16 protein-coding genes are annotated in these 24,092 nt (G+C 50.3%); 14 read left to right on the top strand and 2 right to left on the bottom strand.

Annotated elements, in window-relative coordinates:
- Window positions 1–99: 99 nt before the first annotated feature.
- A complete protein-coding gene (locus tag RDN79_RS03515; RefSeq protein WP_298553929.1) occupies window positions 100–2,355 on the bottom strand; it encodes an inorganic phosphate transporter in 2,256 nt (751 codons plus the stop codon).
- Window positions 2,356–2,550: 195 nt separating this feature from the next.
- Between RDN79_RS03515 and RDN79_RS03510 the strand changes: the two genes are divergently transcribed.
- The 7 genes from RDN79_RS03510 to RDN79_RS03480 all read left to right on the top strand — a co-directional run bounded on the left by RDN79_RS03510 (window position 2,551) and on the right by RDN79_RS03480 (window position 16,639).
- Entirely contained in the window at window positions 2,551–3,111 is a 561-nt protein-coding gene (locus RDN79_RS03510) for an RNA polymerase sigma-70 factor (protein WP_298553927.1), read from the top strand.
- A 215-nt stretch (window positions 3,112–3,326) separates the two neighbouring features.
- A complete protein-coding gene (locus RDN79_RS03505; RefSeq protein ID WP_298553924.1) occupies window positions 3,327–4,340 on the top strand; it encodes a FecR family protein in 1,014 nt (337 codons plus the stop codon).
- An 86-nt stretch (window positions 4,341–4,426) separates the two neighbouring features.
- Window positions 4,427–7,774 (top strand): SusC/RagA family TonB-linked outer membrane protein, encoded by a 3,348-nt coding sequence (locus RDN79_RS03500; RefSeq protein ID WP_298553921.1) that lies wholly within the window; start codon window positions 4,427–4,429, stop codon window positions 7,772–7,774.
- 15 nt (window positions 7,775–7,789) lie between these two features.
- Window positions 7,790–9,628: a RagB/SusD family nutrient uptake outer membrane protein gene (locus RDN79_RS03495; RefSeq protein WP_298553918.1), complete on the top strand. Its 1,839-nt coding sequence runs from the start codon at window positions 7,790–7,792 to the stop codon at window positions 9,626–9,628.
- 82 nt (window positions 9,629–9,710) lie between these two features.
- Window positions 9,711–11,714 carry an FAD-dependent oxidoreductase gene (locus RDN79_RS03490; protein ID WP_298553915.1) on the top strand — a complete coding sequence of 668 codons (2,004 nt, stop codon included), beginning with the start codon at window positions 9,711–9,713 and terminating at the stop codon, window positions 11,712–11,714.
- A gap of 50 nt (window positions 11,715–11,764) precedes the next feature.
- Window positions 11,765–14,767, top strand: coding sequence for an FAD-dependent oxidoreductase (locus RDN79_RS03485; RefSeq protein WP_298553912.1), 3,003 nt, complete (start codon window positions 11,765–11,767; stop codon window positions 14,765–14,767).
- Window positions 14,768–14,773: 6 nt separating this feature from the next.
- Entirely contained in the window at window positions 14,774–16,639 is a 1,866-nt protein-coding gene (locus RDN79_RS03480; protein WP_298553909.1) for an FAD-dependent oxidoreductase, read from the top strand.
- Window positions 16,640–16,713: 74 nt separating this feature from the next.
- Here RDN79_RS03480 and RDN79_RS03475 read toward each other — a convergent pair whose 3' ends face one another.
- Window positions 16,714–18,690, bottom strand: a complete 1,977-nt coding sequence (locus tag RDN79_RS03475; protein ID WP_298553906.1) for a family 20 glycosylhydrolase — start codon at window positions 18,688–18,690, stop codon at window positions 16,714–16,716.
- A 144-nt stretch (window positions 18,691–18,834) separates the two neighbouring features.
- Here RDN79_RS03475 and RDN79_RS03470 point away from each other — a divergent pair, with 144 nt between their 5' ends.
- The 7 genes from RDN79_RS03470 (at window position 18,835) to RDN79_RS03440 (ending at window position 24,065) form a co-directional block, all read left to right on the top strand.
- On the top strand, window positions 18,835–19,560 hold the full coding sequence (locus RDN79_RS03470) for a tRNA threonylcarbamoyladenosine dehydratase (protein WP_298553904.1): 726 nt from the start codon (window positions 18,835–18,837) through the stop codon (window positions 19,558–19,560).
- Between the two features lies 1 nt (window position 19,561).
- Window positions 19,562–20,230 (top strand): ABC transporter ATP-binding protein, encoded by a 669-nt coding sequence (locus RDN79_RS03465; protein WP_298553902.1) that lies wholly within the window; start codon window positions 19,562–19,564, stop codon window positions 20,228–20,230.
- Window positions 20,231–20,293: 63 nt separating this feature from the next.
- Window positions 20,294–21,661, top strand: a complete 1,368-nt coding sequence (locus tag RDN79_RS03460) for a sodium-dependent transporter (protein WP_298553900.1) — start codon at window positions 20,294–20,296, stop codon at window positions 21,659–21,661.
- Between the two features lie 80 nt (window positions 21,662–21,741).
- On the top strand, window positions 21,742–22,005 hold the full coding sequence (locus RDN79_RS03455; RefSeq protein ID WP_298553897.1) for a hypothetical protein: 264 nt from the start codon (window positions 21,742–21,744) through the stop codon (window positions 22,003–22,005).
- Window positions 21,978–22,313, top strand: a complete 336-nt coding sequence (locus tag RDN79_RS03450; RefSeq protein ID WP_298553895.1) for a type II toxin-antitoxin system RelE/ParE family toxin — start codon at window positions 21,978–21,980, stop codon at window positions 22,311–22,313. The genes RDN79_RS03455 and RDN79_RS03450 overlap by 28 nt, the downstream gene beginning before the upstream one ends.
- Window positions 22,314–22,325: 12 nt before the next feature.
- Entirely contained in the window at window positions 22,326–23,096 is a 771-nt protein-coding gene (locus RDN79_RS03445; protein WP_298553891.1) for a helix-hairpin-helix domain-containing protein, read from the top strand.
- A gap of 201 nt (window positions 23,097–23,297) precedes the next feature.
- Complete coding sequence (locus RDN79_RS03440; protein ID WP_298553888.1) at window positions 23,298–24,065, top strand: AAA family ATPase; 768 nt, start codon at window positions 23,298–23,300, stop codon at window positions 24,063–24,065.
- Window positions 24,066–24,092 lie beyond the last annotated feature (27 nt).

The raw sequence follows: 24,092 nt of genomic DNA, 5'->3' as shown, positions 1-24,092 counted from the left end.
GCAGACAAGATGCCTCGCCGCCAGCCTTCACCTGACCGCCTCATGCCAATATGCACCGGCAAAGAAAAAACAGGGTGAAGGCAAAACCGTCGGATGGTACTATTCTTTCTGGAACTTCCGGCTCACCTTCAGCAAATTCGCCGTAAAGGCCACCACATTCTGCGCCTCCTGCACCATATTGAGGTAGACCATGCTGACCTTCGTGCTGCCGCTCTGTCCCTGGATACGTTTCAGTTCCTCCTTCTTCAGCAGCGTCAGTTTCGCCAGCAGGTCGGCCGATTCGGCGATCAGGTCGTCCATACGGTGGTAATCGTTGCTCTCGACCATGGCAGCACTGCGGTTCAGGAAAGAAACGATCTCATCGGTCATCTTTCCGAAGTCCTCCTTCTGCACCCCGCTCAGCGGTCTGAAATGGTTGTCGACATGCTCCTTGCCCGGTTCCGTCAGACGGCGGATACTGAACACGATCTCGCTGGCAAAGTCATTTCCCTGATAATAGTACAAACCTTTATCGATCGCGATATCGTGCTCCAACTGGGTAACGCCCAACGTGCCGACACGTTTGACCTGTTTCAGGTAACTCTTCTTCTCTTCGATCGCGCTCATCACCTTGCGAAGTTCGCGCAAGTTCTCGTCCATAAAGCCGTGGACGGAGCGGTTGAAAGCGTCGGAAGCGAAATTCAGCACGTTGCAAAGCTCGTCGCGGCTATGTTCGCGGAACAGGGAGAGAGCTTCGCGTTTGTCCTTCGTCTCGCGCAGCTTGGAGATCGTGGAATCGACTTCTTCCTGCATGGCCTCCTTCTTCATCTTCTTCTTATACAGAATCTGGTTGCGGACCAGCATATAGACCGCCAGCCCCACCATCGCCGCCATCGCCGCAATACCGCCGACATGGATCAAGAGGGCGACCAGGAAACAGATCGTAAAGGCGGCACCTGCCGTAATGAACCAGCCTCCGATCACGGAGAGCACGCCGGTGATGCGGTAAACCGCACTCTCACGTCCCCAGGCACGGTCGGCAAGAGAACTGCCCATCGCCACCATGAAAGCGACATAAGTCGTAGACAACGGCAACTTCAACGAAGTGCCCAACGCAATCAACAGGCCGGAAAGCACGACATTCACCGAAGCACGCACCAGGTCGAAACTGGCCTTATCGGCCAGTATTATCTCGCTATTGTTGAAGCGGCTGTCGATCCAGTCCTTCACACGCAAAGGGACCACGCTCAATATCGTGCTGGAGGCGTTATTGCACGTACGCACCAGGACACGGGCAACGGGCGACGTTCCGAAATTCTCATTACCATCCGACTGCCGGGCCAGGTCCACCGACGTTTTGATCACCGCCTGCGCCTTCTTCGATGTAGCCAAAGCGATCACCATGATCAGGCCCGAACCGACCAGGAAGTACCACGGCGTCCGTGCCGGCTGAAGCAACGACTCCATCAGGAAAGTGTCGGTCGTAGTCGTGCCGCCCTGCGCCATCAGGTCCATATAAGAAGAATAGCCTGCCAACGGGACGCCGATAAAGTTCACCAGGTCGTTACCTGCAAAGGCCAATGCCAAGGCAAACGTACCCAACAAGATCACCACCTTAAAGACGTTCACCTTCAGCCAGTGAAGGACCTGCATCAACAGGGTGAAGAAGACAAGCGCTCCCCACACGATCGTGTCCGTATTACTATAGACCGCCGTTTTGAGGTCGCCTTCCATAAAGGAGCTTTCCTTCAGACCTTTGATCAGCATAAAGTAAAGGATGGAAGTAGCGGCCAATCCGCCGAACAGCCCGATGAAACAGGTCGCATGCTTCTTATAATTGAAGGTGAAGATCAGACGGGAGATATATTGGACAATGGCCCCGAAGAAGAAAGCGATCGCCACCGAAAGGAAAATAGCGAGTATCACCGTAAACGCCTTATCCGTGTTCAGCAGGTCGCCCAACTGGAGCGCACCGTCGGAATTGGCGATCTTGATCAATGAAATCGCAACCGTACCGCCCAGCAACTCGAAGACCAGCGAAACGGTAGTCGAAGTGGGCATACCCAGAGAATTGAAGATGTCCAGCAACACCACATCGGTGAGCATGACCGCCAGCAAAATGCACATGATCTCCGAAAAGAAGAAATGCTGCGGCTGGTAAATCCCGTGCCTGGCGATGTCCATCATCCCGTTGGAAAGCGAGGCGCCGACAAAGATGCCGACCGCGGCAATCACCATTATGACTTTAAAAGATGCAGCTTTCGACCCTATCGCCGAATTCAAGAAGTTTACCGCATCGTTGCTGACCCCTACTGACAGGTCGAATACCGCCAGCACAAAGAGGAAAATGATCAGGAAGAGGTAGAATGTCTCCATAATTGCTTGTTATATATTTGGTTGCAAAGGTCTGAAACAAATATTACGCTAAAATGACATAGATGTTACAAACGCGTTACAAGCCGAACTATTTCCTTATAGGAACAATTGAATAAAAAATAAGGTTACCGGACTAAGGGTTTTTCCTTATATTCGCGACTTTTATTGTAAGAACATTGTTAATCTTGCTCGCACTTGAGAGAGAATCGGGACAATATCATACAGTGGATTTGTGAAATGGCCTTATCGGACTCACAAGCCGCCCTTAAATCGCTTTACATGGCCTATTTCGGGCCGCTGATGCGATTTACAGGCATGTATGTCTCATCGCCGGCAGAAGCCGAGGAGATCGTTTCCGATACCTTCTTGGCCGTCTGGAACAACCGCAAGCAACTTCCCGGCATCTCCAATTTCGACTCTTACCTATATACGGTAGCCCGCCACAAGGCGATCAGCTATTACCGCAAGCAGCACATGGAGCAGGTATCGCTGGACGAAATCTCCATCGACCTTTTCACCTCGACCGAAACGACTCCCGAAGAAGAGCTTATCAGCCGCGAAGGAATCCGCCGCCTGGACCTCGCGATCGACTCGCTACCCGCCAAATGCAAGATGGCTTTCAAACTCGTCCGCGAAGACAAGCTCAAATACAAAGAAGTGGCCGCCATCCTCGACATCTCCGTCAAGACGCTGGAGGCACATCTGGCCAATGCTGTCCGCAAGCTACGGGAAACGCTTGCCGACGACTGCATCTGAAAAGCAACACCCCAGCAGGAAATAAAAGTTCCATGCCTACGAAACTTTTGTTCCATGCTTACGAAAATTTATTTCCATGCCCATGAAAATTTATTTTCCCGCCAGTGAAAATAAATTTTCACCTAATGGGAACAGGTGAAAACTTTCTATCTTTTTCTCATTTCGACTAAGGGTATTCTCATTTCCCTGCGACTATATATACAGAAACACATAGAATGGAAAACAGAATAAACCATATAATCGCACGTGTCCTGAGCGGGGAAAGTTCTTCGGACGACATCCTTTCGCTAAGCGAATGGCTGAACGAAGACGAAAAGAACCGGGATGAATTCCGACGGCTCAAGAATTACTGGGATGCGGATGTCGCTTTCAAGCATTCCGTCGCCCCAGCTTTCTCGGCCGACAAGCTGCAACAAAAGATCAATGTACAAAGAAGGCAGACGGACCGGCGGCAAATGTGGAGAAACGCCATCCCGCTCATTGCCGCAGCCTGTTTGCTTTTCATTTTCTCAACAGCCTTTTTCCTTTACAACACGAATGACCGTACATCCGAATACTACACCTTGCTGGCAGGCGAACATACCTCCCACTTCACGCTGGAAGACGGGACCGTCATCACCTTGAACAAGAACAGCCGCCTCAGCTATTCCGACAGATACGGAAAAGGCAGCCGTGACGTCAAGTTAGAAGGCGAAGCCTATTTCGAAGTGGCAAAAGATCCGGGCAAACCCTTCCAAGTAGAGATGAACGGCGCCTCTATCATCGTACTGGGCACGCACTTCAACGTGAAAGCAGATGCCCAATCCGACGATATCACAGCAACCCTCGTGGAAGGTTCCATCCGTTTCGAAGGCGCAAAGCAAAATATCGTGATGACTCCGAACCAGCAGCTTACTTTCAGCCGGTCGACAAATAAGGTGGATGTCAAAGAAATAGACACCGACACTTTCACTGCCTGGAAAGACGGGCTGTTGAAATATAAGTCCATCTCATTCACCCGATTGGTCGAGAACCTAAAAGATATCTATCAAGTAGAAATCCAAATTGACGATGAAAGACTGGCCGATCCGTCCGTCACCGTATCCGGGACATTCGACCAGAAACAAAGTTTTGACCAGATCTTGAAAGTGATCTCATACAGTTTACCTGTACGATGGACGAATGATAACGGTATTTATCACATTCAGTATGCAACACTAAAAAAGACAATGCCTATGGGAAAACACTGATATTCTAAAACAGTACTGAAGCCTGCACAAAGCAGGCTATACAATGAAACAACCCAATTATTAATCTCTTAAATCAATACATAAGCATGAAAAATGTTTCGTATTACAGGCCTCTTCATCCTGAAAGCCTGAAAAAATTAGTGGCAATTACAAAAATCACGGCGGTTTCGCTATTGACAGTTTTACCTTCCACAATGCAAGCGGAACCAACCTATTCGCAATCAGTAGTGATATCCATCAAAACTGAGCGGATACTTCTCACCGACCTGTTTTCACAGATAGAAAAACAAAGCGAATTTCTATTTTTCTATGTAGATAAAGATGTTGCAGACATCAAAGTCAACGTAAAGGCCAACAGCACTCAAATCGATGAGATCCTGGCACAAGCATTAACAGGTACAGGGCTGGCATACACCATCAATGACCGGAATATCAACATTATGCGAAAAGCATACGCCCGGCAACAACAGGCCAAGCAGATCACGGGGAAAGTCCTTGACAGCAACGGTGACCCGATCATCGGAGCCAATGTTGTAGAAAAAGGAACGACTAACGGGTCCATCACTGATGTTGAAGGCCTCTTCAACATCAGTATAGCACCTGGTGCTATACTTTCGATTTCCTACATCGGATACAAGCCGGCCGAAATAAAAGTCGGTTCACAGAACTCCTACAATATCACCCTCGAAGAAGATTCGGAGACATTGGATGAAGTCGTCGTGATCGGTTACGGTACGGCACGCAAGATCGACCTGACAGGATCGACCTCTTCTTTGGGAGGCGACAAACTTCGGATGAAGAGCACACCGCAACTTTCCAGCCAGTTACAAGGGCAGATGGCCGGCGTACAGATCACACGTTCCAGCGGCGACCCGTCAGCCGGAGCAACCATCCGCGTACGTGGTGTCACGACCATGTCGACCAATGACCCATTGGTGATCGTCGATGGAGTGCCTGGCACTCTTACGGATATTGCCCCTGAAGACGTAAAAGACATTCAAGTACTGAAAGACGCGGCTTCGGCTGCCATTTACGGTTCACGCGCAGCAGCAGGTGTCATATTGGTCACAACCAAACGTGCCAAAAACAAGGAGTTCCATCTTTCATATAATGGAGAATACGGGATCAACACACCGACCGCAAAACCAAAATTCGCTAATGCCGTACAATGGATGAGTGGCCTCAACGAATTGGCTTTCAATGATGGCGCATCATCTCTCCATTCGCTTTATTCGGAAGATGTAATCAACAATTACGCTCAACTGCGAGCCGAAGATCCGGACCGCTATGCAGATACCGACTTTATGGACTTGGGATTGAAAAGCAGCACACATCACCAAAGACATTCTCTCTCGCTCACCGGAGGTACGGAAAAACTGAAAACAAACTTCAGCCTCAATTATTACAATTCGGAAGCGCTTATCAAAACAAAAGACTACGAACGTTTCAATATCCGCACGAACAATGACTATCAGATCAATAATTGGATACATGCCAATGTCGATTTGAATTTGCTCTATTCCAATGCAAATGAACCCCACGGATCGATCTTTACCTTGATGGAACGCGCACCGATCTACAATGCTTACTGGTCCGACGGACGTTTTGCCGATGGCAAAGATGGTGACAACCCCATTGCCGAGCACCAATTAGGCGGCTCCATGAAAAAGCAAAACTACAGTGTGGGCGGTAAACTACAATTAGATCTCACACCCGTAAAAGGATTAACGTTAACTGCCATCGTAGCACCGAAATATTCTTTTTACAAAGGGAAAGACCACCGCAAAAGATACGAAGTCTACAGGATCACCGGTGACCCGATTCCCGGAGTCGGCTATGCCTCGACCAGCCTCAGCGAAAGCCGCAACGACAACCATAGCCTGACAAAACAGTTCTATGCCAACTACAAGCTGCAACTGAAACGTCATTCTATCGGATTAATGGCCGGTTATGAAGATTATTCTTACAAATGGGAAGAAGAAGGCGCTTCACGAACCAATTTCAACTTGGTTAATTATCCTTACTTGAATTTAGGGCCTGAAGATTATCAATATAATAGTGGAAAAGCCGGACATAATGCTTACCGTTCATTCTTCGGCCGTATCATGTATTCATGGGCAGACCGCTATATACTGCAAGCCAATATCCGCTCGGATGGTTCTTCACGCTTTGCCGACGGTCACCGATGGGGTACATTCCCATCCGTCAGTGCAGGTTGGGTCATTTCCGAAGAACCTTGGTTCAACAAGGATGTTGTAGATTATTTAAAGCTACGCGGTTCGATCGGACAATTAGGTAACGAACGCTTAGGTAAGGAATTTCCCTATCAGGCAATTCTCAGTTTTGGTACAGGCTTCATACCTAATGCGACTACAGGAGTGGCAGACGTCGTGCAAACGGCCTACCAGACAGACTATGCTTTCAACGACCTGACATGGGAGACGACAACCACCTATGGTTTAGGAGCTGACATCACCTTGCTAAACAACAGACTTCGTGCATCAGCCGATTATTACTACAAAAAGACGACAGATATGTTAATGGAAGTCGGATTCCCTTCCTACTTCGGTTATAACGCACCGCAAAACAACGCAGCCGATATGAACACGAAAGGTTGGGATCTTGAACTTTCCTGGAGCGATCAAATCAACGATTTCCGCTACGGTGTAAGTTTCAACTTGTCCGATTATCGTTCCAAAATGGGATACATGGCAAACCGACAGAAAATCGATGACAACAAGATCACCGAAGAAGGATCCTATTTTAATGAATGGTACGGATACAAAAGTATGGGCATTATCTTGAATGACGCTGCCATGTCAGATGAAAACGGCAATAAAATTCCGGTTCTGACTAACAATGATAAAGCCGGTAACATACGCTACCAAGATATAGACGGAGACGGCAAGATCACCGCTTCCACCGATCGTGTACGCTTGGGCAATTCCCTACCGGAAATGCAATATGGCGGATCTCTATGGGCTGAATGGAAAGGCATAGATTTTAACTTATCATTTCAAGGGATCGGACATCAATTAGCCTATTGGAATTGGCCCGGTACGCCCTTCAATTATCAAGCATATGCTTGTCCGGTAAATCTGATCGAAAGCCATTGGAGCCCGACAGCGACGGATGCGGAAAATGCCAAGGCAAAATATCCGAAGCTGACGACCAATAGTGCCAATATTTATGCAAAAAGCGACTTCTACATTTTCAACGGAGCTTATATGCGTATCAAAAACATCACATTAGGTTATACGCTCCCATCTGAACTCACGAAGAAGTTTTTTGTCAACAAGCTGAGGGTCTATTTCAGTGCAAATGACCTGCCCGCCTTCTCGAAATATCCCGAAGGATTCGATCCGGAATGGGGGGATCGCACAAAAGACCTGATTATGTCTTCTTACATCTTTGGCTTGAATGTTTCATTTTAATTAAAGAATCCTGTTATGAACAAAATAAACAAATATCTATTAACCGGAATAGTCGCACTAAGCATGACAGCCTGTGCCGACCTCGACCTAAATCCGCTTTCCGAAGGATCGAGCGAAAATTGGTATCACGATGAAACCGAAATAGAAATGGCACTTAACGATTTGTGGAGACCGGACTTCTTCCCGATCGATGCTATCTATTGGGATGATGATTTGTTGAACCGCAATGGTTCCAACGAAGTTACGCTCGGGACAGTCACTTCTCAATGGGGAACCTCCTCCACACGTTGGAGCTCCTTATACAAGTCCATCGCCCGTGCAACAAAAGTAATCCAAGCATTGGACAATGGCTCTGCGACCGGAATCAGCGAAAGCAAAGTAAACCAATACAAAGGAGAGGCTTACTTCATGTTGGGGTTTGCTTATTGTGAACTGACTGCCTATTATGGAGATTGCGTGTTGAATAAAGGTATGACTTTAGATGAAGCATACGCAGCGACCCGCTCACCCAAAAGCGAAGTACTTGCATATGCTTTCGAGTGTTTGGACAAAGCAGCCGAATACCTGCCCGACTCCTACAAAGGCCAGCAACGACCGACCAAAGGAGCCGCCCTCGGTTTCAAAGCCCGTTTTGCCCTTTTCCACGAAGACTGGCAAACCGCTGTCGATGCTGCACAAAAATGCATGGAGCTCGGAGTCTACAAATTGCACGACAATTATAGGGAAATGTTCCAAGCATCCAGTTCTCCCGAATTCATGTTTTATTTCAAAGGCGACTTGACATTAAAGAAAGGATACGGTTTCATGGAAAATGTACGTGACTTTGTCATACGCAAAATCGGCGGTCACTGTAACCAAAGTCCATCATTGGAACTGTTCTGTTCCTACACCTGCACGGACGGTTTGCCTATTGACAAGTCACCGCTCTATAATCCGAAAGATCCGTTTGCCAACCGAGACCCGCGCCTGGCGATGACGATCCAACCTTTCAAAACTAAATACTCTGCCGATTATGCAGAATATGAACAGTCCAAAAAAGACGGGACATTCCCTGAAAAATATCCGGACTATATCACATTAGGTTACGAATTCAATCCCAGTCCTTATGCAAATACAGTCTACGAAGTCTCTACCGGTAAGATGGTAGTCAACACCGACTCCAAAGCATCGAATCAACATTCTGCTTATAACGGACTGATTCTCCGCAAATTCGTAAAGGATGACTGGAAAGATTTCAACAATTATAATCTGAAAGCAGACAACTGCTATCCATACCTGCGTTATGCCGAGATATTGATGACTTATGTGGAAGCGAAGAACGAAATGGGACAATGTACACAAGATGATTTGGACAAAACGATCAATCAGATCCGGGAACGTGCCTATCGCGAAACGGGTATCGCTTACCCTCGCGTAGAAATGCAATCACAAGAAGCTCTGCGTAAAATTATCCGTATGGACCGCCGTTCGGAATTTGCGTTCGAGGGGATACGTTATCGCGACCTGCTGCGTTGGCGCATTGCTGAAAAATCGCACAACAAGTCCATGTATTACTTGAATCGCGCTTGGTCTAATTCTGCCAATTGGAATGGTTTGACCGGCAATGAATCAAACATCGAATTGTCTCAAGACTTCATAACTTTGTTAAAGAACTGGGACGAAGGCAACTATCCCATCGGTGGCATACCGGCAATCGATGAAAACGGGCTGCCCAATCTTGCTCCTATGGAAAGTGCCGGATATATCACCACGTTTTACAAAATGTCTTTTGACCCAACTAAAAACTATCTGTGGCCTATTCCAGCCAATGATATCTTGGTCAACGGCAATCTGACGCAAAACAACGGATATTGATTCGTAACAATCGAAGCCTCGATTTTGGCATTTCAACAATGAGAACCTATAATCGAGGCTTCGTTTAACAAATATCACCATTATGAAGTACAAACTATTTCCTCTTATTCTTTGTATAGCATTATTTTCCTGCCATCTAAAAAACAAGGAAAATATATCCGCTTCTGCCAAAGAAGTTGACATTTGCATTTACGGGGGAACATCCGCAGGCGTTGTAGCTGCCTACTCTGCAAAAAAAATGGGTAAATCCGTCCTTCTGATTGAACCGGGGAAATATTTAGGAGGTATGACAACCGGCGGTCTCGGGATGACGGATATCGGGAACAAATATGCGGTTACCGGATTGGCACGCCTTTTCTATCGTCGCATTGGAGAGCATTATAATAAATTCGAGCAATGGACCTTCCCGCCGAGTGTCGCGACTGCAACCATGAACCGCTTTGTGAAAGATGCAGATTTAGATGTCCTGTATTATCGCCGCATAACAGATGCTCAAGTCCGGAATAAAAGAATAAAAAGTATCACGTTGGAAGACTCCCGGCAACCGGATGAAAAGACCTTGATACGGGTCAAGGCCAAACAATTCATCGATTGTTCGTATGAAGGCGATTTGATGGCAAAAGCCGGCGTCTCTTATTTTGTCGGACGTGAAGGGAACGAAGAACAGGACGAGACCCTCAACGGAGTCCAGATGTCTATCTGGCACCAATTCCCGGACGGAGTCGACCCGTATCTGAAAGAGGGAGATCCGAACAGTGGCTTATGTTGGGGAATCCAACCGAACACACTGCAAGAAAGAGGTAGCGGAGATAAACTCGTACAAGCATATAATTTCCGTCTATGCCTCACCGACAAGAAAGAGAATCAACGCCCGTTCGAGAAACCGGCGAATTATGATCCGGCCAAATACGAACTATTGGCACGTGCTATCCGTAAAATGGATTTACACATAGACAATTATCTCTTATTCAACTGGGGCATGATGCCGGATAATAAATATGATGTGAATAACCGAGGGCCGCTATCGACCGATATGATCGGTATGAACTATGAATATCCGGATGGCGACTACGCAACCCGTGAACGGATCTGGCAGGAACATGTAGACTACACAAAAGGGCTACTCTATTTCCTTACACACGATGAAAAAGTTCCCGCCGAACTTCGCGACCAGGTTTCCAGATTCGGATGGGCGAAAGATGAATTTGTAGACAATGATAACTTCCCGACCCAGCTATACGTGCGTGAAGCCCGCCGTCTGGACGGGGAATATATCATGACGCAAAAGAATTGTCAGGGAGAAGAGACCGTTGGAGATGCGATCGGAATGGCTGCCTACGGGATGGACTCCCATAATTGCCAACGCATCATCACAAACGGGATGGTAAAAAATGAAGGGGATGTCCAATATCATGGCTTCCCACCCTATCCGATCTCGTATAAGAGCATTACGCCTAAACGCGAAGAATGTACTAATCTACTGGTCCCCGTATGTATTTCTTCCACCCATATCGCTTTCGGATCGATCCGGATGGAACCGGTCTTTATGGTGCTGGGACAGTCGGCAGCCGTAGCATCGGCATTAGCGATCGACGATAATACCGACGTCCAGACAATAGACGTAACCAAACTGAGGAGAATCTTGAGAGACAATCCTTATCTGGATGGTTCTACTCCGGAAATATTAGTCGATGACAGCGATATAGATAAAATAGGAAGATCCGGACATTGGCAAAAAAGTTTCGGAGCACATTACAAGAACAGCTTCTTAAAGTCGGCGAATCAGAAGAACGACTGCTCTTTCACCTTTATGCCTGTTATCAAAAAAGCGGACACATATGAAGTTTTCTTTTACTGCACAGCCCTTCCCGACCAGGAGATGCCCGAAGTTATGGCTTTTGACATTACCGGAAAAGGAGGCACCAAGCAAGTAGAAATATCGCCCAGATCTTATAAAGGTTCATGGGTAAGTTTAGGCACATACGAGTTTGAGAAAGGTAGCTGGACATCTTCTATCAGGATTGACGGCAGCCGTTCGAAAGGAGCCTTATTTGCCGATGCGATTATATTAGTTCCTAAAAAATAAAATTCTTATCTTTATGGCTCCCATAAAGACCAGTATAAAAAGAGAATACCATGATTACACGACGTGATTTTTTAAAAGTAACGGCGGCAGGAGGCGCATTAGCCTCTTTAGGTAGCGTGACGGAAGCAAAGGCCGCGATGCAGTCAGCCGTTCCCGATGAAAGGTTCTGCCATGAAGGGGCGCGTAAGATTCCGGTGATTGCAGAAGCAGACCTTGTGGTCGCGGGAGGAAGTGCACGTGCCATTGCCGCCGCTGTGGCCGCAGCGAAAGCGGGCAGCCGGGTTTATCTGATCGGCTATATGCCTTATTTAGGTGAAGACATATGCGGCTCGCATCTCTACGAACGGGAGGAAGGGGAAAAACCGCAGACGGCACTTGCACGCAAGCTCTTTCCGGGGAAAAATTTCCCGACTCCGCTTCATATAAAGAAAACGCTGGAAGACGAGCTGATCGACAACAACGTCCGGTTCCTTTACAGCAGCTACGTGACGAATGTGCTGACAGATCCGTCCGGTAAACCTGCGGGCGTCGTGATGGCAAACCGTTCGGGCAGACAGGCTATCCGCTGCAAAGCGATTATCGACGCGACGCACAATGCTTCCGTTGCCGCGCTATCAGGAGCGGAACGTAAACCTTTTACCGCCGGTATGCAGGAATTCTGCTATACCGTAGTAGGAAATACCCCGAAAGAAGCGCCTGAAATTATCCGGGCCGAAGCGTTGTCCCAGCCCGTCAAGGTTGGCGAAAAAAACTATCCGGTCACCCGCTACACATTCCGTTTACCGCTCAAAGACGACTCGTATGCTTCACTGGCGGAGGCCGAACAGATCATCCGTAACCGGACCTGGGACATAGAACAGGTCGATAGCTCGGATCTGCTCTGGTATATTCCGAAACAGACGATTATCAGCGAGAAGGCATATAACGGGAAGCCGGCATCCCTCCGCAAACTGCCGATGCAAGCGTTCAAATCAAAGAATATCGCGAACCTGTGGGTACTCGGTCCCTGTGCAGAGATACCGAGAGAGCTGGCAGGCCAAGTGATGCGCCCCGTACCGGCCCTGTTCATTGGAGAAATGATGGGCGAGATGGTCGCCGGACAGATAAAGGATATGCCCGTACCGGCCCAGGCCACCGTCCGCCAACCGAAAGTAAACGCTTCGAACTACGGAGAAACAGGCGAACTGCTTTCCCCGCTCCGTCCGTCCCTGCAAAAAGGCTTCGTAGATTCCCCCGCAGGTGCACTTCCGGTTTTAGGAAGTTATGACGTCGTGGTAATGGGAGGCGGCACGGCAGGCGCTTCAGCCGGCATATCGGCAGCCAAACAGGGAGCCGATACATTAGTGCTGGAATACCTGCACGGGCTTGGCGGATTGAGCACGTTAGGGATGATCGGGGTCTACTGGGACGGCTTCCGAGGCGGATATACGGCCCATATAGACAAGAGTGTCCTGGCAATGGCCCCCGAAGACCATCCGAGACAGCCCAAAGGGGAAGGACGTTTCCCCGCCGACTGGAAAATGGAATGGCATCGCAAAGAACTGTTACAGGCAGGAGGCAAACTCTGGTTCGGCGTGATGGGATGCGGGGCTTTGACTGAAGGGAACCAGGTAAAAGGAGTCGTAGTCGCCACCCCCTTCGGACGAGGCGTCATCCTGTCCAAAGTTCTGATCGACAGTACCGGAAGCGCAGATATAGCCATTGCAGCCGGTGCAGCGTTCGATTATACTGGCAAAAAAACAATCGCCGTACAAGGTGCGGGAACCGGCAAATGGGCGCCGGGCGACTATTACAACAATAACGACTGGCTGTTCGTTGACGACACGGATATCCTGGATGTCTCACGCGCTTTCGTCCAAGCCAAGACAAAATTGCAAGGGCAATACGACCTGGTCAAAATCCCCCAGACACGCGAACGCCGCCGGATCATAGGCGACTACATCATCTCGGTCTACGACGTGATCAACCACCGTCGTTACCCCGACACGATCTCTTATCACAAAAGTTCGTTCGACACACACGGCATGATCATCGACCCGTTCTTCATCCTGAACCCGCCGGAAAAGCGGCACAAGATCTATGATGCGGATGTCCCGTTGCGCTGTCTGTTACCGAAAGGATTGGAAGGTATCCTGACAACCGGCCTGGGAGCAAGTGCGCACCGGGATGCCATGCCGGTGATCCGTATGCAGCCCTGCCTGCAAAACCAGGGATATGCAGTCGGTTACCTTTCCGCCTTGTGTGTCAAGGAAAACAAATCTCCCCGAAAGATAGACATCAAGAAGGTACAACGCCATTTAGTCAAGATCGGCAACCTTCCGGAACGGGTGTTGACGGATAAGGAGTTTAAAGGATTCAGCAATTCCGAGATGAAAAAGGCGCTCGCCGGCGTGACAGACAACTACAAAGGACTCGAAATATTGCTGACCGATCCCGAACGTTGCATCCGGCTCACCGGCAAACAAATCGCCGGAGCAACCATGCCGGAAGAGAGAGTAATCCTTGCCAGCATCCTTTGTATCTTAGGTGAAGGGAAGCATGCTCCGATACTGGCAGAAGCCATCCGGCAATATAAGGATTGGGACGAAGGCTGGCACTATACCGGCATGGGACAGTTCGGCATGTGCCTCAGCCGCCTGGATGCTCTGATCACCTCATTAGGGAATGCCCGCGACACTTCTGCCCTTCCCGCCGTACTCGAAAAGGCAAAGAAGTTGGAGCCGGAAGACTATCTCTCCCACTTCCGTGCCATCGCCATGGCCACCGAGGCAATCGGCAGCCGCGAAGCCGTTCCCGTACTGGCGACCCTGCTGACGACACCGGGCGTACGGGGCCATTCGATCCTTTCGTATGCCGAAGCACGCAGCAGTGCCGTTCCCGACCTCAACGACACGTCCACCCGTAACCTCGCATTGAAGGAATTGCATCTGGCAAGAGCCCTTTACCTATGCGGCGACCAGGACGGCATCGGGGAAGAGGTGCTCCGTCGGTACGCCGACGGTCTGCAAGGCCATTACGCCCGTTATGCAAATGAAATATTAAACAGTAAATAATGCCTTATGAGAAAGAAAACACTTATACTCTCTCTCCTTTTGGCCTGTGCGGCCGCATTCGGCCAGTCGTCCTACGACCTGGTGATCGTCGGCGGCAACCCCGGAGGCATCATGGCTGCCATCTCGGCCGCCCGGATGGGGAAGAAATCGGTGATACTCGAACGTACCCGCTATGTCGGCGGACTTCCCGCCAACGGACTCGGAGCAACCGACATCGCCACCCGTGCCGCCACGACCGGCCTGTTCCGTGAGTTTGTGGACGGAGTGAAACAATACTATATCGACACCTACGGCCCTGACTCCGAGCAGGTGAAGGTATGCAGCGACGGCTACCATTTCGAACCCTCCGTCGGGGCACGCATCTTCCAGAAGATGCTCGACGGGCAGAAGGACAAGATCACCGTCCTCACCATGCGCCAGTTCGATGCCGAAGACGAAAACATCGTCATGCGCGACAACCGCATCGAGAAGATCCGCATCCTGAACCGGGAAACCGGGGAGATGGAGGAATACACCGGTTCGGTATTCCTGGATGCCACCTACGAAGGTGACCTCGGAGCCGCCGCCGGCGTTCCTTTCCGCGTAGGGCGCGAAGGGAAAGACGAGTTCGGCGAGCCCGGAGCCGGACGCGTCTACAAGTATTGGGGCGGTCCGGAAGGCGACGGCAGCACGTTCAAGAAAGACAATGCCGTGCAGTCCTACAATTACCGCCTCTGCCTGACCAACAATCCGGCGAACCGCGTGGCTTTCACCAAGCCGGCCCGTTACAACCGCGAAGACTATGCCTCCATCGTGGAGGACGTCTGGACCGGACGCAACACGGATGCCGCCATGCAACGCGTGACTTCCGAAATGATGGAAGAGAACCGGAAACACATCAAAGCCGGCAACCCCTCCAAACTTCCGGGCGACAAATGGGGGATCGCCAAGATCACCAACATCGTCCACGTCCCGAACATGAAGACGGACGCCAATAACCAGCACGGCGTGTTCGTATCGACCGACCTGCCGGAAGAGAACTGGCCCTGGCCCACCTCTTCGTGGGAATGGCGCGACAAGTTCGCCCAACGCTTGCGCGAATACACCGAAGGGCTTTTCTGGTTCGCCCAGAACGACCCTGAACTGCCCGCCCACTTCCGCAAAGCGGCAAAAGAATGGGGACTTTCAAAAGATGAATACACGGATAACGAGCATTTCCCGCGCCAGGTCTACGTCCGCGAAGGCCGCCGTTTCGAAGGCGCCTACTTCTTTACCGCCAACGATGCCATCCCGGTAACGATCGGCAGCCGCCCGCCCATCCACGAAAGCAGCATAACGGCGAGCCATTATGCGCTGGACTCGCATGCGGTACGGAAAAGAGAAGAAGGGAGGGTGCATCTGGACGGTTTCCTGAGCTATCCTTCGGCAGTTTACACAGTCCCTTATGGCGTGATGGTCCCGAAAGAAGTGGACAACCTGCTGTTGCCCGTTCCGGTGTCGGGTTCGCACATCGGATTTTCCACCCTGCGCATGGAGCCCTGCTGGATGGCGATGGGACAGGCCGCCGGTATTGCTTCGGCCCTTTCGATCGACGGGAAGGTGAAGGTGCAGAACATCGACCTCCCCCGCCTGCAGGACAAGCTGGTCGACCAGAAGGCGACGCTCATGTATTTCAAGGATGTGGATTACACGAGTCCCCACTTCCGCATGGTGCAGTATTTGGGACTGCGAGGCTATCTCCCCGAATGGAATGCCCGCCTGCAAGACCCGGTGGATGCGGCGACATTAGTCGCCTGGGAAAAACTGGGCGGAACGGACCTGCCGGGCATCGAAGCCGGGAAAGCGACAAGGCTGGCGGCTTTGCAAATGATTTATCAGAAAATAAAGAAATAGGTTTCACCTAAAGTAAAAATGCCCCTGTACCCTAACATGGAGGATACAGGGGCATTCCAACCCGTATTCGGCGGTTATTCGAAGGACTTGCAATAGTTCAAGACTTCCACATTACGGATCGAGCTCTTGAAATCTCCCGCTTTTTCCAACGGGAACACCAATGTGCGGACATAATTCATCGAATCTTTTCCTCCGTTGAAATACTGTTTTCGGATAGTCAGATCCTCTTTCAACTTTCCGTCGATGTAAAGCCGCGTAGATTTCTCGTCCCCGGTAATGGTTACCGATGCGGTCTCTTCGGGATAGAACTGGTAGTTGAAGGTATTCAGATAGCCATCGCGGATAAATCCCAACTTTCCGGAAGCCGGATCAGACAGGTAAAAGACGGCGTCAGGCGAACGGAACAACTCGGTTCCCTTTTCCTCCGTCTCCGCTTTGATATCGAAAGAGACGGTGTAATGGTAGCCGATCTCTTTCAATCCCGTTTCCATTCCCGGCTTCAATGTTTCGAGGTTGTAGACGGCACGCGGCTTCGTACCGATACGTCCGGCCACGTTCACGCCAGGAGCTTCGCTGATCGCCATACGCGCACTGTTAAAGTCGGCATACGGAACCGTACAATCCTTCCCTGTCCACATTTTGACGGCCAACGTCTGCATGGCGGGAAACACGCGGTAGTGAATATCCTTCGTACTGATGCCGTTGCCTGCATGGTCGTTCCAGACGGCAAACATACCGCCTTTGATCTGCTTATGCTTTTCGGGGAACACCTCTTTCCCGACATGGGCGGGCGTCCATTCCTTATAAAGCATTTCCGTATTCAGGTAATCGTAATAATAGCCGGCTGCGGGAACGATATACAGGTATCCGTCGGGAATGCTGATCAGGTCATACCCTTGCTTGATCATCTCTTTCGGATCGGCATAGCCGTTATACCAGGCACTCATCAACACATTCTTCGACTTGACAGGCGTCTCGCCCTTCGCATGCGTCAAGGCTCCCCAGACACAAGCCTGCTTGCCGAAACCTTCCACGAAACGGATATAATGATCGGTGAAAGCACGGAATTTCTCCACCACATCCTGCTTCTTGTTGGAATATTCGTCCGTTCCGATATGGACGCGTTTGCCGGCAAAGACCGGATTGCGCCCCTCCAGGTACTCGCGGAAAAGAGCGTCTACGAACTCGTATGTCTCAGGCTTGAACAGGTCGAGATGGTCCATGCCGTATTCCGCACTTCCGATCTCCGGCTTGTATTGTGTAAGCGCAAGCGAATGGGCCGGCACGTCTATCTCCGGGATAATCTCCACACCCAGGCTGTCGGCGAGTTGTTGCAGGGCGATAAACTCCTTTTTCGTATAATAGCCGTCACGGGCGGTCAGGCCCGGGAAAGTTTCGCATTCGAGGCGGAAAGCCGAATAGGTCTTGTTCCAGTCGTGGTTGTAATACTGCTTGAAGGCATTATCGTTCAGATGGATCTGGAAGGTGTTCATCTTATAGTAAGCCATCATCTTCACATAGTCGCGCAACATGCTCATCGGGATAAACTTACGTCCGCAATCCATCATAAAACCACGGATCGCATAGTCGGGATAATCGCGGGCCGTTCCTTTGGGCAGAGCCTGGTCAGCCTGCTGTTCGGTCAGTTGCAGCAACGTGCGGGTAGCCCAATACAGTCCCTTGCTCTTGGGAGCGGTAACGGTGACGCGGTCGGTGATCTTCATCGTATAGCCTTCCTCTCCCAAACGGTTGTCGGACGAAAGGGACAAAACGAAATCGCCGGCAGCCGCACGGCCTTGCACAACCTTCATGCGGCGGCCGAACATCAGTTCATAATCTTCGGCAAACTGGTTGGCGACACGGGCCACGGCCGGATCTTTTCCGGTATAGACGATCCGGGATGTCGCCGTAGGGGTGAACATTCCCTGACTTCCTCTCCACTCCTGCAATTCAGGGATGACGAACGGTTTCTTGTTATTTGCGGCGTCTGCCTTCTGAGGTAATAACAATAATAATGCTGCCGAAAGCAGCCAATAGAGTTGTATCTTCATAGGTATTTGAATTTATTGCGGACAAAGATACAAATTATTCCTTATCCGCCACAACCGGAAGCACCGGCCCGTTTTCGTTAAAAGATGACTAAATAGCAGGGCCTTTCTGAATGATTTATTACTTTTGCATTCAAAATCATTTTAATGAGTTACAATTGGAACACACGGACGGAGCTTTTGTTAGGGGCCGACCGGATGGAACAGCTTGCACATAGCCATGTGCTGATAGTAGGATTAGGAGGTGTGGGCGCTTATGCCGCCGAACAGATATGCCGGGCCGGAATCGGCCACATGACGATTGTCGATGCCGACACGGTGAACGAGAGCAATATCAACCGCCAACTGCCGGCGTTACATTCGACGTTAGGAATGCCGAAAGCCGAAGTTGTAGCCCGTCGCCTGTCGGATATCAATCCGAGGCTGAAACTAAACGTCCTGAACGAGTTCCTGCGCGACGAGCGGACGGAAGAGGTGCTCTCGGCGACCCGATATGATTTCGTCATCGACGCGATCGACTCCCTCAGCCCGAAGGTATTCCTCTTGTATCACGCTTATAAGAAAGATATCCCCGTCGTTTCCTCGATGGGCGCCGGAGCCAAACGGGACCCGTCGCAGGTCAGGATCGCGGATATCTCGAAGACCTGCAACTGCGGCCTGGCAAAAGCCGTACGCAAGCGGCTGCGCGGATTGGGTGTAAACAGAGGGATCCCGGTTGTCTTCTCCACCGAGATCGCCAATCCGGATGCCATCATAGAAGTGGAAGGCGAGCAATGCAAACGCACCACGACCGGCACGGTATCTTATATGCCTGCCATATTCGGATGCTACTTAGCCTCCTATGTCATTAACCAAATGAAAGTAGAAGACTGACATGATACAAACAGAAGGAATAACCAAGAGCTTCGGCTCCCTGCAAGTCTTGAAAGGAATCGACCTGACGATAGGCGAGGGCGAGGTCGTGGCGATTGTCGGCCCGAGCGGGGCAGGCAAGACGACCCTGCTCCAGATCATCGGGACACTCGATGCGCCGGACAACGGCAAACTGTATATAAACGGGACCGAAACCGTACGTCTTTCCGAAGAAAAACTGGCCGCTTTCCGCAACCGGAACATCGGCTTCGTCTTCCAGTTCCACCAGCTTTTGCCGGAGTTCACGGCTTTGGAGAACGTGATGATCCCGGCACTGATCGCCCGTGAAAAACCGGCTGCGGCAGAGAAAAGGGCGAAGGAGATCCTCGACTTCATGAACCTGACGGACCGGATGTCCCACAAGCCCAACGAACTGTCGGGCGGAGAGAAACAGCGCGTAGCCGTTGCCCGCGCCCTCATCAACAACCCGTCCGTGATCCTTGCCGACGAACCTTCGGGCAGTCTGGACACCAAGAATAAGGAAGAATTGCACAAGCTCTTCTTCGACCTGCGTGACCAGATGCACCAGACATTCGTGATCGTCACGCACGACGAGCAACTGGCAACCGATACGGACCGCGTGATCCACATCAAGGACGGAACGGTTCAACAGTCGGAAGAGGAAAGTTGAAAAGGGAGAGTGACAAGAGGGCTATTATTTCTTAATTTTTAATTCTTAATTATTCATTCAAACATGGCGGACAACAGAGTCACATTCGGTAGCAAACTCGGAGTTATCCTGGCTACCGTCGGATGCGCCGTAGGACTGGGAAGCATCTGGCGTTTTCCCTATATGTTAGGAACGAACGGCGGCGCCGCGTTCCTGCTCATCTATATTCTTTTCATGGTATTCTTAGGCATTCCGGTGATGATAACCGAATTCTTCATCGGCCGGTACTCCCGCAGCAATACGGTCGGCTCGTTTAAGAAGATGGCTCCCGGAACCAAATGGTGCTGGATCGGATACAACGGCATCTTAGCGGCTTTCCTGATCTTAGGCTTCTATGCGGTCGTCTCCGGCTGGACACTCGAATATGTCTGGCAGACGGTGAACGGCAGCCTTTACAGTACGCCAGGCGTGGACTTTACCGCCGACTTCGACAACTTCTCTTCCAATGTCTGGCGACCGATCTTCTGGACGGCGATCTTTATCGGGCTGACGCATTTCGTGATCGCTTCGGGTGTGGAGAAAGGGATCGAGCGGGCTTCCAAGATCATGATGCCGCTCCTGTTCCTCATCCTGGTCGTAATGTGCATACGCTCCGTCACGTTGCCGAATGCGGAAGCGGGGCTGGTGTACCTGTTCAAACCGGATTTCAGCAAGCTGACTTCATCCGTCGTGCTGAGTGCCGTCGGGCAGGCGTTCTTCTCGCTGAGCCTCGGCATGGGTTGCCTGATTACCTATTCTTCTTATTTCGGAAAAGACACCAATATGCTGGCGACGGCCTGGCAGGTGACGATCATCAATACCTTCGTGGCGGTCCTGGCGGGGATCATGATCTTCCCGGCCGTCTTCAGCTTCGGGATCGCCCCGTCGGCAGGCGCCCAACTGGTATTCATCACCCTGCCCTACGTATTCGAGCAGTTGCCGTTCAGCAGCTTGTGGTCGCTTATCTTCTATATCCTGCTGGCGATGGCGGCGCTGACTTCCACCATTTCCCTGCATGAGGTGGTTACCGCCTATATCCATGAAGAGTTCCATATGACACGGAAGAAAGCGGCCTGGTTCGTCTCTGCCGGCGTTTTATTCTTAGGCATACTCAGTTCACTCTCGTTCGGGTTATTGAAAGAGTTCACGATAGGCGGACTGATCTTTTTCGATGCGCTGGATTACCTGACGGCCAAAATCATGTTGCCGTTAGGGGGAATGCTGACCTGCATCTTCGTCGGGACGCGTGTCGACAAGAAGATCCTGAAAGCTGAGCTGACCAACGAAGGAACGATCAAGTTCCGCCTCTTCTCCATCTATGTCTTCTTCATGAAATACGTCTCCCCGATCGTCATCGGCATCGTATTCCTGAACGAACTGGGCCTGCTCGACCAGTTGAAGAAACTATTTTAAAATAAACCGGGAAGTCCCTTGCTTATCCGCAGGGAACTTCTACCTTTGTGAAAGAGTATTCACTTAATAACAATTGCCTTATGGAGATCAAAACCATTCGAAAGAAAAGAGCGGTATCTTTCCGGAAAACGACAGAAGATCCATTTCCTACTTGGAAAGAAATGCAGCAGATAAGAGAAGAAAGAACTTCCCGCTACGGATTCGATCCTGCTACCGAAAGCGGAACGCTTTCCACCGAACAGCTCGCGAACATGATTCGCGAAGCCGAACAAGGACCTTTCTATACACTTGAAGACGGTAAAAAAATGATGCAACAATGGAGGGAACAAAGGCAAAACCGGTAATCGCCTCTTTGCTTTTTTATTCATCAGTCGACCAAATCTTTACATATGGAAAAGAGAACTTCGGTGAACAAATAGCAATCCAATACGAGAACCTTATATTTGAAAAAGTACGGCAATTAGCCACAGACTACTTGCTACATGGGGAATATCCTTATCTTCCGACAAAAGATAAACGATATAGAAGAATTGTCCTTCCCACCCATCTGATCGTCTACCGTATAACGGCTAAACAAATCGAAGTATTAGACATTATACATCAGGCGCAAAGTATCTCTCATATAAAACGACTACGGAACATCAAACCATAAACAGATTCGACTATGAACTGGCGCGACCTTCTCTATTTCTCCAAAGGCGAACGGAGGGCACTGACTTTGCTCCTTTGCCTTATCACCATTTCCTGGATTTTATTGCTTTGGACAGACGGGAAACGGATGCCTATCGCTTCGCAGACGGATGCCCATCGAACGGAAAACCGACAGGCATCGGGCGAAAAACGGATAATCACCGGAAAAAACACATCCGAAAGGGAAACCGATTCTATCCGGCAGGAATCCGTATCCCATCCGAACGGAAATAAAAATACCCTTAAAGGTAAAAATTCCGCCCTTGCAGGTAACAGATCCTACCCTGCAGGGAAGAAACGGAAAGAATATTCCCCTTACCCCCGGACGGAAAAGTACACGCCAGGGACCCTTGTCGAGCTCAACACCGCCGACACCACGATCCTGAAAAAAGTCCCCGGCATCGGCAGCACCTTCGCCCGGCGGATCGTGAAGTACAGGGAGCTCTTGGGCGGCTTCTACGATGTCAGCCAATTAGCGGAAGTGTACGGGATCGACGAAGAACGCTACCAGGCCCTCGCCCCCTGGTTCACCCTCGACACGCTCCACATACGCCGGTTAGAGGTCAACACATTGCCTGCCGCCGCCCTCCGCAAGCATCCTTACCTCGACTACCGGCAGGCAAAAGCGATCGAACAGCTCCGAAAACAAAAAAGCAGGCTCTCCGGGTGGGAGAACCTGCAACTGATTGAAGAATTTACTGATACGGACAAGAAACGGCTCGCACCGTACCTGTCATTTAAGTGAACTTCAAAAACGTATGTCTCCCTGCGTGCTCCGCCCAGAAGATATCGCGTACCGTAGATGTACGGAAAATAAGGGATTACAGGATAGGCGGAACATGCAGAGATCAAGTTTTGCAGAATTTAAAGTTGAAAGTTACTTTTCTTTCGTATCTTAGTATCGGGAAAGCCCGGCTTTCTCTAATTTTCAATTGTCAACTATATCATGGTTTATCTGAAGCAAATCAAACTAATCAATCCGGACGAGGTGTCGGGGCCGGTAGAAGACCTGAAATATCCGTACAAGGCAGCAGCCGTGCGGTATATGGACGAACTGGTATTCACGAAGTCCGTCACGTTCTTAGTGGGAGAAAACGGGATCGGCAAATCGACCTTGTTAGAGGCCGTCATGTATAAATACGAGCGACGCAACGAAGATTTACAAGGCATGTTGAACGATGGAGACGAGAGCCACAAGGTCCTCGCCAATGTCTTGCCCGACCAGATTCGCTTAGTGGAAGTGCGCAAGCCAGACGACCATTTCTTTTTCCGTGCCGAATCCTTTTTTGACCATGCCCGCGAGATCGATGCCCAATCGATGCGCGACATCCTCAAATACGGGCGCGACTACTCCATGGCACGCTATGGGGGACGACGCCTGTTGGAACAGTCGCACGGTGAAAGTTTCCTCAGCACGTTCCTCAATTACGGAGAACGGAACATGCTCTATATCCTCGACGAGCCGGAAGCCGCCCTTTCCCCCCAGCGCCAACTGTCGCTGCTCGTACGGATAAAAGAGTTGGTGGACCAGGGATGCCAGCTCATCATCTCCACCCATTCTCCGATACTGATGGCTTATCCGGGAGCCGACATCTACAACATAGACGAAGACGGCGCCCGCCTGACTTCTTTCGAAGAAACGGAACATTACCAACTGACGAAATATTTCCTGACGCACACGGAACAGATGCTCCGCGAACTGGGCATCGTCTAAGCCGGACCTCAAAGATATACAGGGCGG

Origin of the sequence: uncultured Parabacteroides sp., assembly GCF_902493135.1 — a bacterium.
GTDB lineage: Bacteria > Bacteroidota > Bacteroidia > Bacteroidales > Tannerellaceae > Parabacteroides.
Note: the sequence above shows the minus strand (reverse complement) of the source record. Positions and strands in the feature narration are given on the sequence as shown.

Coding starts and splice junctions, on each gene's coding strand:
- RDN79_RS03445 (WP_298553891.1), top strand. CDS start 22,326: ATGAACTGGCGCGACCTTCTCTATTTCTCCAAAGGCGAACGGAGGGCA.
- RDN79_RS03490 (WP_298553915.1), top strand. CDS start 9,711: ATGAAGTACAAACTATTTCCTCTTATTCTTTGTATAGCATTATTTTCC.
- RDN79_RS03495 (WP_298553918.1), top strand. CDS start 7,790: ATGAACAAAATAAACAAATATCTATTAACCGGAATAGTCGCACTAAGC.
- RDN79_RS03515 (WP_298553929.1), bottom strand. CDS start 2,355: ATGGAGACATTCTACCTCTTCCTGATCATTTTCCTCTTTGTGCTGGCG.
- RDN79_RS03470 (WP_298553904.1), top strand. CDS start 18,835: ATGAGTTACAATTGGAACACACGGACGGAGCTTTTGTTAGGGGCCGAC.
- RDN79_RS03500 (WP_298553921.1), top strand. CDS start 4,427: ATGAAAAATGTTTCGTATTACAGGCCTCTTCATCCTGAAAGCCTGAAA.
- RDN79_RS03440 (WP_298553888.1), top strand. CDS start 23,298: ATGGTTTATCTGAAGCAAATCAAACTAATCAATCCGGACGAGGTGTCG.
- RDN79_RS03460 (WP_298553900.1), top strand. CDS start 20,294: ATGGCGGACAACAGAGTCACATTCGGTAGCAAACTCGGAGTTATCCTG.
- RDN79_RS03450 (WP_298553895.1), top strand. CDS start 21,978: ATGGAGGGAACAAAGGCAAAACCGGTAATCGCCTCTTTGCTTTTTTAT.
- RDN79_RS03485 (WP_298553912.1), top strand. CDS start 11,765: ATGATTACACGACGTGATTTTTTAAAAGTAACGGCGGCAGGAGGCGCA.
- RDN79_RS03480 (WP_298553909.1), top strand. CDS start 14,774: ATGAGAAAGAAAACACTTATACTCTCTCTCCTTTTGGCCTGTGCGGCC.
- RDN79_RS03505 (WP_298553924.1), top strand. CDS start 3,327: ATGGAAAACAGAATAAACCATATAATCGCACGTGTCCTGAGCGGGGAA.
- RDN79_RS03475 (WP_298553906.1), bottom strand. CDS start 18,690: ATGAAGATACAACTCTATTGGCTGCTTTCGGCAGCATTATTATTGTTA.
- RDN79_RS03465 (WP_298553902.1), top strand. CDS start 19,562: ATGATACAAACAGAAGGAATAACCAAGAGCTTCGGCTCCCTGCAAGTC.
- RDN79_RS03455 (WP_298553897.1), top strand. CDS start 21,742: ATGGAGATCAAAACCATTCGAAAGAAAAGAGCGGTATCTTTCCGGAAA.